At 72.1% G+C, this 13,786-nt stretch carries 7 protein-coding genes and 1 pseudogene; 4 read left to right on the plus strand and 4 right to left on the minus strand.

Going from position 1 to position 13,786, the window contains the following annotated elements:
* Positions 1–28 precede the first annotated feature (28 nt).
* Positions 29–2,731 carry a hypothetical protein gene (locus WMF43_RS32595; protein WP_437670771.1) on the plus strand — a complete coding sequence of 901 codons (2,703 nt, stop codon included), beginning with the start codon at positions 29–31 and terminating at the stop codon, positions 2,729–2,731.
* An 81-nt stretch (positions 2,732–2,812) separates the two neighbouring features.
* Here WMF43_RS32595 and WMF43_RS32600 read toward each other — a convergent pair whose 3' ends face one another.
* The 3 genes from WMF43_RS32600 to WMF43_RS32610 form a co-directional block, all read right to left on the minus strand.
* Positions 2,813–4,243 carry a right-handed parallel beta-helix repeat-containing protein gene (locus tag WMF43_RS32600; protein ID WP_437670773.1) on the minus strand — a complete coding sequence of 477 codons (1,431 nt, stop codon included), beginning with the start codon at positions 4,241–4,243 and terminating at the stop codon, positions 2,813–2,815.
* Between the two features lie 80 nt (positions 4,244–4,323).
* Complete coding sequence (locus WMF43_RS32605; protein ID WP_437670775.1) at positions 4,324–8,739, minus strand: protein kinase domain-containing protein; 4,416 nt, start codon at positions 8,737–8,739, stop codon at positions 4,324–4,326.
* Positions 8,740–9,035: 296 nt separating this feature from the next.
* The gene (locus tag WMF43_RS32610) at positions 9,036–9,404 is read right to left on the minus strand and encodes a 6-pyruvoyl trahydropterin synthase family protein (protein ID WP_437670777.1); all 369 of its coding nucleotides are present in this window, start codon (positions 9,402–9,404) and stop codon (positions 9,036–9,038) included.
* A 227-nt stretch (positions 9,405–9,631) separates the two neighbouring features.
* Here WMF43_RS32610 and WMF43_RS32615 point away from each other — a divergent pair, with 227 nt between their 5' ends.
* Entirely contained in the window at positions 9,632–9,922 is a 291-nt protein-coding gene (locus WMF43_RS32615) for a putative quinol monooxygenase (RefSeq protein WP_437670779.1), read from the plus strand.
* Positions 9,923–9,981: 59 nt separating this feature from the next.
* Here the strand turns inward: WMF43_RS32615 and WMF43_RS32620 are convergent, their stop codons facing one another.
* Positions 9,982–10,782, minus strand: coding sequence for a GNAT family N-acetyltransferase (locus tag WMF43_RS32620; protein WP_437670781.1), 801 nt, complete (start codon positions 10,780–10,782; stop codon positions 9,982–9,984).
* An 803-nt stretch (positions 10,783–11,585) separates the two neighbouring features.
* On the opposite strand from WMF43_RS32620, the pseudogene WMF43_RS32625 reads away from it, so the two are divergent.
* Together WMF43_RS32625 and WMF43_RS32630 are read left to right on the plus strand one after the other, a co-directional pair.
* Positions 11,586–12,555, plus strand: a pseudogene (locus WMF43_RS32625) (IS110 family transposase).
* 347 nt (positions 12,556–12,902) lie between these two features.
* On the plus strand, positions 12,903–13,772 hold the full coding sequence (locus tag WMF43_RS32630) for a hypothetical protein (RefSeq protein ID WP_437670783.1): 870 nt from the start codon (positions 12,903–12,905) through the stop codon (positions 13,770–13,772).
* Positions 13,773–13,786: the final 14 nt, after the last annotated feature.

Here is a 13,786-nt window from a genome sequence, read left to right on the forward strand (position 1 = left end):
GCGACGCCTCATCTATGAAAAGGCAACCATGCCCATGCTCTCCTTCTCGACGCGAGTTTTCCCTTGTTGCTGGCGCGCGCTCGTCCTGCTCGCGCTCTTCCTCATGATTGCGGGCTGCGGCGCGGAGGACGTCGCTCCTCCCGTCGACCCGTCGGACACCGCCCCCGCGGCGTGCCCTCCCGGGACGGCGCCAGTGGACGGCGGCTGTCAAGAGGCGGGGCTGCCGCCGGGCGTCACGGCGGGCCTGCCGCCGGACATGCCGTGCCCTCCCGGAGAGGCGCCGCTCGAAGGCGGCGGCTGCCAGCCGGCGGGCGTGCCACCGGACGCCTGCGGGCAGGGGTTCGAGCCGGACGGGCGAGGCGGCTGCGACCCGATCCTCCCGGAAGGTCCGTGCCCGCCCGGGCTCATGGCGGTCCCGGGGGACGTCGCGTGCCGCGAGGTGGCGCCGTGCGGCGACGGCGATTACGGGACGATCCCGGTCGATGCGACGACGCAGTTCGTGAACGCGGCCTATGCGGGGGACGACAGCGATGGGACGCGCGCAAAGCCCTGGCGGCACATCCAGGACGGCATAGATCACGCGCGGTCGGGGGCGATCGTGGCGGTGGCCGCGGGAAGATACCTGGAGGACGTCCTGGTTCGAGGTAAACCGGTCCGGGTATGGGGGAGATGCCCGGCCATGGTCGAGATCGCGGGCGCCGGGGCTGCGATCGCAACGCTGGAGGTCCTCGATGAGCGCGCGAGCGAGTCCGGGATTCATAACCTCGCCGTTACGGGGCGGCGCGACGGCATCTCCACGAGCGGAGCCGAGCACGTGCTCCTCGACCGCGTCTGGATCCATGACACGACGGGACGGGGGCTTGACATCGAGGCGGCGCTCGGTCCCACCAGCGTCACGACGAGCGCCTCCCTCATCGAGGAAACGAGGGAGCTCGGCGTGCTCGTCTCCGGCTCGGAGGCGACGGTCGAGGCGACCGTCGTGCGCGGCACCCGGCCCTCCAGCGCCGGGGCGGGCGGAACGGGCATCGTCATCCACAACGGCTCGACACGCAACCGGGGTGAGACGACGCTCCGCAACGCGCTCCTGGAGCACAACCGCGGGCACGGCGTGGCCGTCTATGGCTCGGAGGTCACCGTCGAGGCGACCGTCGTGCGCGACACTCAACCGGACGCCGACGGCAGATACGGACGTGGTATCCAGGTGGCTTCCGATGACACCACACACGAGCGCGGCGCCCTGACGCTTCGCACCTCGCTCCTGGAGCACAACCATGAAGCCGGCGTGCTGATCTCCGGCTCAGACGCGACGATCGAGGCGACCGTCGTGCGCGACACCGAGCCACGCAGCGATGGCACGCTGGGGATCGGCGTCGAGGTGGGTCAGGACTCTGCCGCGCACGAGCGCGCGAAGGCCACGCTCCGCGCCTCGCTCCTGGAGCACAACCATGAGGCCGGCGTACGCGTCGCCGGCTCGGACGCGACGATCGAGGCGACCGTCGTGCGCGACACTCAGCCAGACGCCCGTGGGGCGGGCGGAAAAGGGATCACCCTGGCCGACGATCCCGAGACGCACGATCATGCGACGATGACGCTCCGCGCCTCGCTCCTGGAGCAGAACCATGAGGTCGGCGTGCTCGTCATGGGCTCCGACGCGACGGTCGAGGCGACCGTCGTGCGCGGCCCCCAGGCAGCGAGCGACGGCACAGGCGGACGTGGCATCGACATTGTCAACGACCCCGGCACAAAGGAGCGCGCAACGGTGACGCTCCGCGCCTCCCTCCTGGAGCAGAACCATGGGGTCGGCGTGCTCGTCATGGGCTCCGACGCGACGGCCGAGGCGACGGTCGTACGCGACACGCAGCCCGGCGGCGATGAGGGTCACGGCGCGGGGATCCTCCTCGTCGGACTCAAGGATGACCCGAAGCGCGCGACGTTGACGCTCCGCGCTTCGCTCCTGGAGCAGAACCACGGTGAAGGCGTGCTCGTCCAGAGCGCGGACGCGACGATTGAATCGACGATCGTGCGCGACACGAAGCCCGGCGACGATGGCCTGTGGGGCGCCGGGATCGTCATTCAAAAACGCGGAGTTACGGTCCTAGACGACGCCGCAGCACAGGAACGCGCGACGATGACGCTCCGCGCCTCGCTCCTGGAACGGAACCATGACGTCGGCGTGCTCGTCCTGGGCTCGGACGCGACGATGGAGGCGACCGTCGTGCGCGATACCCAGCCAAACAACGCTGGGCAGCGCGGAATTGGTATTACGGCCGAGTGGAGCTCGTCGGATCACGATCCCGCGCGCCTGAAGATCCTCACGTCGTTGCTGGAGCAGAACCACGATATGGGCATAGACGTCTTCAACTCGAACGCGACCATCGAGGCGACCGTCGTGCGCGACACCCGCGCAGAACGCGACGGAACATCCGGGGACGGAATCTCGGTGTTCTCCAGGGGCGCGCCAGCCAATGTCACCGTCAGCTCGACGAGGGTCGAATCGAACGCCCGCGCCGGCATCTCGAACTTCAGCGCGGCCGTCACGCTCACGTCGAGCGTCGTCCAGTGCAATCGCATCGACCTCAACGGCGAGGACATCGTGGAGGGCCAGCCTTTCACCTTCGACTGCGCCAGCGGCAATCTCTTCGGCTGCGACACCCCGGATCCCACCTGCGTGGTGCTGAGCAAGGGCCTGACCCCGCCTGAGCCCATAGACCCCATCCGATCGTCGCGGTGACGCCCCCGCCGCCGGCAGCGGGGGGCGGATGCGCAACATCACCCAGCCTCCCGCCCCGGCGCCTCGCCCCGCGCCCTCCGCTCAGGGCCTCAGGATCTTCGGGACCATGTCCGGCGGCGCCGGGACCGGGTACAGCGCCGTCTCGGCGAGCCGCAGCGCGGGGGTGCCCTCCGCCACGGCGGGTTGCTCGCCGCCGGTCCTGAAGTTCTGCTGCACGATCCCGAGCGCCTCGTCGCCGCCGCTCAGCGTGACGCGGTGGAGCCTGCCCCTCGCCTCGCCGTCGATGAGCACGCTGGCGAGCGCGCTCCCGCTGAAGGTCACGTCGGTGATCGCCGCCTCGGACCGCTCGGTCCACACGAGCCCGTGCCCGACGTCCGCAGCGCCAGCGCTGGCATCCAGGGTGGGCAGCGGCTTCAGCTTGGTCCTCGTCACGCCGGACCGGCAGATGACGACGCCCCGCGACTCCCCGGAGACGCCGATCCCGAAGCCCTCGTTCTGGTCGAGCTGCGCGTTCTCGAGCAGGAACGACTCCGTGACGTTCTGGATCGACAGCCCGATCAGGTTGCGGTGGATCTCGACCTCTTCGTCGGGCCCTGTGCCGCCGATCGTCGCCTTCGACCCGTCGACCAGCACGCCGTACGACCTGCTGGCGTGCACGCGCAGCCCCTTCGCCTCGACGTCCGAGCAACTCGCGATCGAGAGTCCTCCGCCGTACCGGCCGGTCTGGAACTCCAAGCCCGGGTCTGTCGCGAGGATGTCGAGGCCCGCGATCACCGCCTTGGCGCCGAACAGGGCGACCCCGACGATGTGGCTGTCGCGCACGATCGATCGCTTCACGTCGAGCGCCGGCTGCGCGGCCGGATCGGCGCACTCGCTGCTGCTCTCGACCCAGAGCCCCGGCCCGGCCGAGCCAGCGATCACGACCCGATCGAGGCTCACCGCGAGCGGGTCGACGGCGAAGACCCCGTACACGGCGGACCCCTCGATCGTCGAGGTGACCACGGCCACGGAGGACTGCGGCTCCACGATCACGCCCGTATCCGCGCTTCCCCGCACGCGGACCGACTCGATCTTCGCCCCCGTCGCGCCCCTGACCTGGATCATCGAGGTGGTCAGTCCTCGAACGACGGCGCCCTCCCCCGCGTCGAGCGCCACCTCCGTGACGGTGACGTCCTCCGCCGATCTCCCCAGCAGGCTCACGCCGCCGGGGAGCACCGCCGCGCCGTACGCGCCCGGCGCGAGCGCGATGCACGCCCCGGGCATGGCCGCCGCGGCGGCCGCCTGGAGCTCCGCGTCGCTGCCCACCGGGACGACCTCCGCACAGTCGACGTCCCCCGGACACGTGTCGTCGTCGCAGACCGCGGCCTGGGGCACGCCGGCGCAGGCGCCCCGGATCTCGTTCTCCGTAGGGCACCCCTCTTTCGCCTGCGGCTCGTCAGCGCCGCAGCCGGCGAGCGCGCCGAGCGCCCCGGCTAGCACCATCACCCTCGCAAACAAAGCACTGCCCTGCATGATGCCAGTCCTCTCCCTGGATTGCCGGCCCCGCGGCCGGCAATCGCCTGTTAATGCGACTGTTGATGCGACCGTTCTGCCTAATCGGCCTTCGCGATCCCGTGCTCGAGGATCCGCTCGCACTCCTCCGCCCTCTGGCGGAGCTCTCCCTCGGTGAAGTGCGCCGACAGCGACGCCCGCAGCGCCCCGGCCGCCTCGGCGGCCCGGGCGCGCAGGCCGGCGTCCGACGAAGGATCGTTCGCCGCGCGCGCGCATGCTCGGGCAAGGGTCAACGCTGCCTCGCTCAGGTAGACGCGCCCGGCGACCTCCGCGGTCGCGAGCGCCTTGCGTCCCGTTGTAAGTGCCTCCTCCAGCTCCCCGGCGGCCAGCAAGACGTCCGCCAGGTTGCGGTACATCGCTGCAAGGTCCGAGCCAGCGCGGGCCTGCTCGCTCAGGCGCACGGCGCGCCGCGCGTGCTCGAGCGCGGCCGGGAACTCCTTGAGCTGCAGCTCCACCTCCGCGAGGTTGGTGCACGTGACCGCGATCTGGTGCAGGTCCCCGGCGCGCTCCTTGAGCCGCAGCGCCCGGAGGTAGATCGCGCGCGCGCCGGTCCTGTCGCCCTGCATGAACCGCATCGCCCCGACGCCGTTCAGCGCGATCCCGGCGAGGTACGGGCTCGTCGCCTCGGAGATCACCCGCGCCGCCTGCCGGTAGCTCCGCTCCGCGCCCACGAGCCGCCCGCGGCCGAACAGCGACGCCCCCACGCCGAACAGGAGCTGCGCGACGTTCTCCTGCCACCGCTCGTCGTGCCGCTCGATCTTGCGGCACACGCGCAGCCCTTCCCGCGCGGCCGCCCAGCTCGCGTCGGGCCGCCGCTCGCGCCGGTGCAGGAACGCGAGCAGCGCGTACATCGCCGGCGTCTCCTCGACGGCCCCGGCCTCCTTGGCGCGGGCGATCGCGCGCTCGACGAGCGGCCGCGCCTCCGCGGTCGCCCCCCGCACCTTGTGCACGAGCGCGAGCCGGTGATCCACGCGCGCCTCGAAGCGCAGCGCGTCGGCCGCGTCGGCCTGCTCCCCCGGCCGCGGCGCGCCGCCTCGCCGCGCCGGCCGCACGATCCGCGCCCGCGCCTCCTCGTACGTGCGCTCCGCCTCGTCCAGCCGTCCGAGCCGCCGCAGCACGTCCCCGAGGTCGAGCCGCAGCCGCACGCTCTCGCGCCACGGGATCCCCCGCCCCTCGCCCTCGCCTCCGCCCTGCTCGCCTCCGCGCCCGTCGCCTCCGCCCTGCTCGCCCCCGCGCTCGTCGCCCCCGCCCCGCTCGCCCCCGCGCGCGTCGCCTCCGCGCCCCCCGTCGCCGCCCGCGCCGCCCTCCTCCAGCACCTCGTCGTGCAGGTCGCGCGCCCGCTCCAGCTGCCGCAGCGCCTCCGCGTTCTCCCCCAGCGACGCCGCGTGCGCCGCCGCCCGCACGTACGCCGCCGCGGCCCGCCGCGCGTCCCCGCCCCGATCGTAGTGCAGCGCGAGCAGCGCGTGCCCCGCGCTCCCCGAGGCGCGCTCCTCGAGCCACCGCGCGATGACGAGGTGCAGCGGCCGCCGCACCTTCACGCTCAGCATCTCGTACGCCACCTCGTACATCGCCGACTCCGCGAAGACGTACTCCCGCTCTCCCGGGAACATCGCCGACTCGCGCGGCCGGATCAGCTGCCGGTGCCGCAGCTGCGCGAGCAGCTCCGCCGGCGCCGCCTCCGGCGCGCCCCCCGGCTCCGGCCGCTGCAGCCGCTCGAGCGCCCCCTCCCAGAACGTGCGCCCCACGACGGCCGCCTGCGCCAGCATGCTTCGAGGCTCGGCCTCGAGCCGGTCGAGGCGCGCCTGCACGATCCCCTGCACGGTCGTCGGGAGCGCGAGCGCGAGCTCGCCGAGCTGCTCCTCCCGGATCGCCCACGGCTCCTCGCCGCGCGGCTCGATCACGCCCGCGTCCACGAGCAGGTGCAGCGTCTCCGCGAGCGTCAGCGGGTGCCCCTCGGCCCGGTCCGCGAGCGTGCGCACCACGGCCGGCGACAGCGCGGGCACGCGCCGGAGCCAGTCGCGGACCATCTCTTCCATGTGCCGGCGCGGCAGCGGCGCGAGGTCCACGCGCACGTGCCCCGCCTTCCCTTCCCCCCACGCCGGCAGCCGCTCGAACAGCTCGGGCCGCGCCGCGCACACCGCCAGCACGGGCAGGTCCTCCGCGCGCACGAGCAGATCCTCGATGAGGTCGAGGCTCGCGCCGTCCGCCCACTGGATGTCGTCGCAGAGGATCGCGATCGGCGCCGTGTCCGCCGCGAAGCGGAGCAGGCGCGCGACGGCCGCGAAGATGCGCTGCCTCGCCGGGTTGCCCGCCTCGTCGAGCGCCACGGTCGCGGCCTCGTCCGCCTCGCGCGCCCCGAGGATGGCGGCCACCTGGCGCAGCGCGTCCTCGAGGTCCGCCGGCTCGAGCCCCTCCGCCGAGGCGCGGGGCGCCGCCTCTCCCCGCGCGCGCCCGAGCTCCCGCTCCTCGGCGCTCCTCCGCAGCGCGCCGCGCAGCCGGAGCCACCGCATGCCTCGCCGGAGCTTGCGCATCACCACGCCGAGGGGATCGCCCTCGCCGATCTCGAAGCGCCGCCGGATCATCGACGCGACGAGCCCGTAGCTCGTGCTCCGGAGGAGCGGCGACGCCTGCGCCACCATCACCACGAGGTCCTCCTCGCGGCGCAGGATCAGGCGCGCGAACAGCCCTGCGAGCACCCGGGTCCGCCCGACGCCGGGGGCCCCGACCAGCGTGACGAGGCAGGCCCTCTGCTCCGAGAGCACCGTCTCGAGCGCCTCGGTGAGGCGCTGCATCTCCGCGGCGCGCCCCACGAGCTTCGTGTCGACCCCGTGGAAATCCGAGATCGCCATGACCGGCCGGAGCCCGGCGGGGCCGCGCACCTGGTATGCCGGCAGCGCCTCGCTCCGGCCCGCGACCTCGACGGGGGCGAGCGGCTCGATCTCGAAGCGGTTCACGACGAGCCGGTACGTGTCCCGCCCGATCGCGATCGCCCCCTTCGGCGCGGTCTGCTGGAGGCTCCGCGCGGTGGTGACCGCCTCGCCGAGCACCGTGAACCGCGGGCGCGCCCCGCCGCCGGCCGGCTCCGCGAACACGCGCCCCGTGGTGATCCCGATCCGCGCGGACAGCCGCGCGCCCCGGAGCGCCCGCGGCAGCGCCGCGCGCGCGAGCGCGGCCTGCACGCGCAGGGCGGCGTGGACCGCGCGTTCGGCGTCGTTGTCGGTCGCGCGCGGCACGCCGAAGAGGGCCATCGCCTGGTCGCCGCCGGGCAGCTCCTCGACCAGCCCGCCCATGGCCTCCACCTGCTCTTTCACGGCGGCGAAGCAGCGGTCGACGATCTCCTTGACGTCCTCCGGGGCGAGGCGCGCCGACAGCGCCGTCGCCTCGGCGAGGTCGACGAACATCACGGTGCAGACGCGGTTCTCGCCGGTCGCGGGCGCGGCGGGCGCCGTCCGCTGCAGATCCCAGCCCGGCGGCTCGCCCCTCGCGGATGCCGCGGAGCCCGGGGGCGCCGGCGGGAGCGAGGAGGTCGACGCGCCCTGCGCGGCCGTCAGGGCGGCCCACATCTCGCCGAGATCGCGGAACCGGAGCCGCGGGCTGGGCGCGAGCGCGCGCGAGAGGACGGCCTCCACGGCGGGGCTCGCGCGCACCCCGCGCGCCGCGAGGCTCGGCCGGCTGCTCTCCTCGACGGCCGCGGTGTAGAGCTGGATCACGTCGTCGCCGGCGAGCCCTGCCTGCCCCGAGGCGACCTCGAGCAGCACCAGCGCCATCGCGAACACGTCGGTCCACGGCCCTGTCGGCCCGAAGCGCCCGCTGAACTGCTCTGGCGCGCCGTACTGCGGCGTGAACGGCGGCAGCGCCGTGCCCGGCTGCGTGCGCTGGCCGCTCTGCAGCGTGGCCTCGGAGAGCACCTTGGCGATGCCGAAGTCGAGGATCTTCAGGGTCGTGCTGGCCCCGGAGGCCGCGAGGAACAGGTTGGCCGGCTTGACGTCCCGGTGGGACACCTTCTCCTCGTGGGCGATCGCGAGCGCGGCGGCGGCCGGCGCGAGCAGCCGGATCGCGTCGTCGAGGCCCCTCGGCCCCTCGCCGGAGGCGCGGCGGCGCCGCAGGTTGCTGGCGAGCGTCTCGCCTTCCAGCCACTCCATGACGATGTACGGCGTCCACGGCCCGCGCGGCGAGCTGGCGGCCCCGATGTCGAGCGCCTGCACGATGCTCGCGGTCCGCCGCGACAGCCGGTGCAGCAGCCGCGCCTCGGCGCGGAACTGCGCGAGCAGCCGCTCGCGCTCCTGCGCGCCGACGCCCGGGGGGAGCCGGAGGCACTTGACCGCGACCGGGAGCTCGAAGCCGAGGTGCACGCCGCGGTACACGACGCCGAACCCGCCCTCGCCCACGACCGACTCGATGGCGACCTTGTTGTCGAGGGTCGCCCCTGCCCAGCCGAACGGATCGGTCGGTTGCATACCACCCGCCAGCCTACATCGAACCCGTCCCGAGGGGACCGCGCCGTGTTCCCCGGGCCCCGCCCGGCCTGCGCCCGCGCCGCTTCAGCGATCGCGCCCGCGCCGCGTCAGCGATCGCGCTTGACGCGCATGCCGCGGCCGAAGCTCACCGTCCACACCTCCCCGGGCCGGTACGGGTTCCAGAACACGCGCGCCGGCTGGTGGGACCGGCTGGTGGGACGGGCAGGAGGGGGCACGCCAGCGCGTCAGCGCGTCAGCGCCTCAGCGCGCCGCGGCGTCCGGGCTCGCGGCGGACGTTACAGCGCGCGCTCGAAGCCGGCGTACGCCGTCGGCGACTCGCGGACGAGCACCCGCAGCGACGAGCCCGGCAGCGGCGCCTCGTCCGCGGGCAGCTTCGCGATCGCCTCGGCGACGAGCGCGGCCACGTGCTCGGCCACGCGCTCGGTCGTGGAGGTGCGCCCGGGGAAGGCCGGGTGCTCGTCGAGGTTCTGGTAATCGAGCGTGTCGAGCGCCCGGCGCAGCGCGTCGCGCAGCGCGCCGATGTCCATGATGACGTGGTGCGGCCCGAGCGCCTTCGCGTGGATCTCGATGTCGACGGCGTACGTCGCGCCGTGCAGCCGGGTCGCCGGGCCGAAGAACGGGTCGGAGAAGCTGTGTGCGATCATCACATGATCGCTGACGCCGAGAAAGAACATGGGAGACCTCCCTTCTAGCACCGCGCGTCAGATCCCCGGTCAGGATTTTGCCATGGGTACACGACGATGCCGGCCTCCGGGGCGACGGGCGGGTCCGAGGAACATGACGCCGGACCGATGAGTTTCCCGGCGACGGGCGGTCCGTACATCCGGACACTCTGGACAACCATCACTCCTCGGAGAGAAAGGACCACCTCATGCTGATCATCGCCGGCCACCTGGAGGTCGACCCCGACCAGCGCGACGCCTTCGTCGCCGCCCACCAGGACCTCGTCCGCAGGGCCCGTCAGGCCCCCGGTTGCCTGGATCTGGCCATCACCGCTGACCTGCTGGACCCCGCACGGGTGAACAACTACGAGCGCTGGGACTCCCGCGAACACGTGGAGGCGTGGCGCAAGATCGCCGCCTCACCGAAGACCGGGATCGCCATCCTGAACGACCATGTCATGCAGTACCGCGTGTCCGACGTGCGCCCGGTGTTCGGCTGAGCTCGGGCTCGTGGTGTGGGTCCCGCATCGCCGAGCAGGCCCGTGCCAGGCGCGCGGCCTCAGGATGATGGCGGGCTCCACACGTAGGGCGTGGTGGTGGAGACCACGTGAAACCCCAGCCGTTCCAGGATTGGACGGCTGTCCGGCAAGGCGTCCACCTGCAGGTAGCGCAGACCGCGCTCGCGGGCCTGGCGGGTGCGCCGCGCGACGAGGCTGCGGTAGATCCCGCGTCCACGCCACGGCCGCAGCGTGCTGCCGCCCCACAGGCTCGCGAACTCCGTCCCCCGATGGAAGCGCACCCACGCGGCGCAGACGATTTGCCCCTCGGCCTCCGCGACATGGACCGATAGCGCCCTTGGATCGGCTTGCTGCTCCTGCCGCAGGTCGGCAATGAGCCAAGCCCAGTCCCCGCCCCAGACAGCGGACTGCAAGGCGGCGATTCCGTCGAGAGGTTCGCCGTTGTCCAGACAGCGCAGGGTTATCCCGGGGGGCGGCGCCGTGCCGGCGGTCGCAGCGGCGACGTCTTCGACGGCCCCGATGACCAGCGCCTCTTCGGTCTCGGCTTCGAACCCGGCGGCGCGCAGCCGCCCTCCGAGGTCCGCGGGGCGGTCGTAGCCGTACGTCTTCCACTCGAAGCGGCGCCCCAAGCCAGCGAAGTACGACACCTGTTCGGCGATGGCGCCGTCGGCCGTGTCCTCGTCAAGATCGCTCCAGTACACGCCGCATCCCGATGGGATGTCCGGAGGCGCCACCCATCGCACCACCGGTCCAACCCGCTCGACGCGCCATGTCGGGTTGCGCGGCGAGAGGTCCCGCCGCATCTGGGCGTCGAAACGCACGAGGAGCTCGGCGGTACTCACGGCGACCATGATGGGTAACCCGGTAGCGGCGGGGGGTACGTCAACGGGGATGCTGCCATCTTGTTGATCCTTCGCCCTGCCAGTATGACCAGCACGTTCGGCTCGTCCAGGCACGGCGCCCCGGCTCCGCGGCGCGATCGGCGGTCGGCTCGGCCCGCGGCGTCCCTCTGCCGCGGGCACGTCGGCCCGAGGCGCATCACGTCGCGCCGGAAGGCCTCCATGTTGTTACGCTAGGCGCCGAGCGAGCCCAGCGACGCCCAACGGTACGGGTCGTCGGATCGGTACGAGTGATCGTCATCGCTCCTGCGGGCGACGAAGCTGCCGGCGGCCTCCCCGGTCCAGGGGCGACGGCTTCGCCTTCGTCAGGGCAGCGAAGTCCGCGAGGCACAGGCCGAGCCTGGGCCCGTGGTGCGGATCGGGCGCCCGCTGCCCGTGGTCGCGCCTGCATCCGGCCGCGCAGCGATCCACCCCTGCTGCATTTTGTCAGGTCACACGCAGGGCACACAAAAGAAAAAAGACACGGCTCTCGCCGTGTCTTGTATGTGCCGCGAGCGTACTGGATCCACATCGTCGTCGTACCGAGGGGGGCCCTGGGGGGAGACCGGCAACCTGTGGGTTTGTGGACAACTCTCGCGGCGAGCAGCCAGAAAGTTACGCGCGGCAGACCGATCGTGTCTGGGTTGATAGACCGTTCAGAAGCATGGGTCGCCGCGCCGTAGGTCCTGGATGGGCCCGTACGGGTTGCCTGAGGGAAAGCTCGCATCTTTCGCAAGGATGGGCGACTGGGGCCGGATGTTACAGCGATGAAGAGGGAAGGAACTCACGTGGGTGCGTTCGTAGGGATCGACGTCTCCAAAGAGCATCTGGACTGGGCGGTGCACGGCGAGAACGCTGGCGGACGGCTTGCGCATGACGAGGAAGGCCTGCAAGAGCTGGTTCGCCGCCTTCGCGAGCTGCAGCCAGCGCGGATTGTGCTGGAAGCCACGGGAGGCCTGGAAATGGCCGTCTTGGCAGCGCTCAGCGTTGCCAGCCTGCCCGTGGCTGTGGTCAACCCGCTTCAGATCCGCAACTTTGCGCGCGCCACCGGCCGGCAGGCCAAGACCGATCGGGTCGACGCCAAGTGCATCGCGCACTTCGCCGCCGCCGTGCAGCCGCCGCTGACGCCCATGCCCGAGGCAACGACCATCGAGCTGGGACTGCTGCTAGCACGCCGGCGCCAGCTGGTCGCCATGATCGTGGCGGAGAAGAATCGCCTCTCCGGCCTGCTCGGCCCGCGCAAGGTCGCGCGGGTCGTCGCAAGCATCGAGCTCATGATCACGATGATCGAGAAGGAGCTGCAGGATCTCGACGACGAGCTCAAGATTAAAATCGAGCAGAGCCCGCTCTGCCAGGAGGGAGAAGGACAAGCTGCTCCGCTCGGTGCCCGGCGTGGGGCCTGGAACCTCACGCACGCTGCTGCTCGACCTGCCTGAGCTGGGAACGCTCAACCGCAAGCAGGTCGCGGCGCTCGTGGGCGTAGCCCCGTTCAACCGCGACAGCGGCAAGGTCAAGGGACGGCGAGCGATCTGGGGCGGACGCGCCTCGGTGCGCTCGATGCTGTACATGGCCAGCGTCACCGCTGTGCGATGCAACCCCGTCATCCGTGCCTTCTACGACCGGCTGCGCGCTGCCGGTAAGCCGTACAAGGTCGCCATGACGGCGTGCATGCACAAGCTGCTGACCATCCTCAACGCGATGGCGAAGGCAGCACGGCCCTGGCAAGTTTCTATTTGACAAAGAACACGGCTGCTTCTGAGTGGAGGCGCCGGGAATCGAACCCGGAGGCGAATCTGCGGGGCGGATTGCGCGATAGATGCAGCGATCGCCGCGTCGGACGCGTCGGACGCGTCGGAACGGTGTCCGAGGCCGCAGAGGGCTCGACCCCTCTCTTACCCGAGTGCCCTCTCGTGGAGCCCCGTGCCCTGGCGTCGAGGCACACGCAGGTCACACGGCGTGACGACCCCAGGGCACTGCCCGGAATTCAAGAGCAGGAGGCGGCAGCTCCGGCCCCTGCGCGAATCACGCATGGGCCTGGTACGCCGCCAGCAATCCAGATGCCCGTACCTGCCCGAGAGACCCCGATGCCCTCAGTGACCCACGAAGCCTTGGTGGAGCTGTTCAAGAATCGGCCGACGCTTGCTGCCGAGATGCTGCACGACGCGCTCGGCCATCCGGTGCCGGCCTTCACGGAGGCACGCGTCAAGTCCTCCGACCTCGCCGAGATCGTTCCTTCGGACCGCCGCGCGGATCTCGTCGTCGTGCTTGTGGGCGAGCAGCAGCGGCCCGCGATGGCGATCGTGGTCGAGGTGCAGCTCGGCACGGACCCGGACAAGCCGTATGTCTGGCTCGTGTACCTCGCCCAGACGAGGGCTCGGCACCGCTGCCCGACCCGGCTGCTGGTCGTGACGACCGACCCGGAGATGGTTCGCTGGTCCTCGCGGCCCATCGACACCGGCCACCCCGGCTTGACGCTGACGCCGCTCGTGCTCGGGCCTGGGGGCGTCCCGGTCGTCACCGATCCCGAGCAGGCGAAGGCAGCGCCCGAGGTGGTCGTGCTCTCGGCCATGGCGCACGGGCAGAGCGATGCGGGGGAGGCGATCGGCGTGGCGTTCCTGGCAGCCGCAGCCGGGCTCGATGAGGAGCGCCGCGCCGTCTACGGGGACCTGGTGCTATCCTCGCTGAACGCAGCGGCGAGACGAACGTTGGAGGCGACGATGAAGGCCGGATACGAGTTTCAGAGCGAGTTCGCGCGCAGCTATGTAGCGAAGGGGGAGATCAAGGCGAAGGCGCAGGCCGTGCTCGCCGTGCTGGAAGCCCGCGGGTTGGAGGTCCCCGCCGAGCTACGGGAGCGCGTCCTCGCGAGCACCGACCTCGCCGAGCTGGACCGCTGGATCCGCCGGGCCGCGCTCGTCAGCGACGCCAGGGAGCTCCTCGCCACGACCGGCTCTTGAGCAGACACCGCGGT

The sequence above is a fragment of the Sorangium sp. So ce131 genome (assembly GCF_051519095.1).
Lineage (GTDB): Bacteria > Myxococcota_A > Polyangia > Polyangiales > Polyangiaceae > Sorangium.

Bases quoted from the DNA above. Each gene is read 5' to 3' on its own strand.
- WMF43_RS32595 (WP_437670771.1), top strand. From the start codon at position 29: ATGCCCATGCTCTCCTTCTCGACGCGAGTTTTCCCTTGTTGCTGGCGC.
- WMF43_RS32600 (WP_437670773.1), bottom strand. From the start codon at position 4,243: ATGCAGGGCAGTGCTTTGTTTGCGAGGGTGATGGTGCTAGCCGGGGCG.
- WMF43_RS32605 (WP_437670775.1), bottom strand. From the start codon at position 8,739: ATGCAACCGACCGATCCGTTCGGCTGGGCAGGGGCGACCCTCGACAAC.
- WMF43_RS32610 (WP_437670777.1), bottom strand. From the start codon at position 9,404: ATGATCGCACACAGCTTCTCCGACCCGTTCTTCGGCCCGGCGACCCGG.
- WMF43_RS32615 (WP_437670779.1), top strand. From the start codon at position 9,632: ATGCTGATCATCGCCGGCCACCTGGAGGTCGACCCCGACCAGCGCGAC.
- WMF43_RS32630 (WP_437670783.1), top strand. From the start codon at position 12,903: ATGCCCTCAGTGACCCACGAAGCCTTGGTGGAGCTGTTCAAGAATCGG.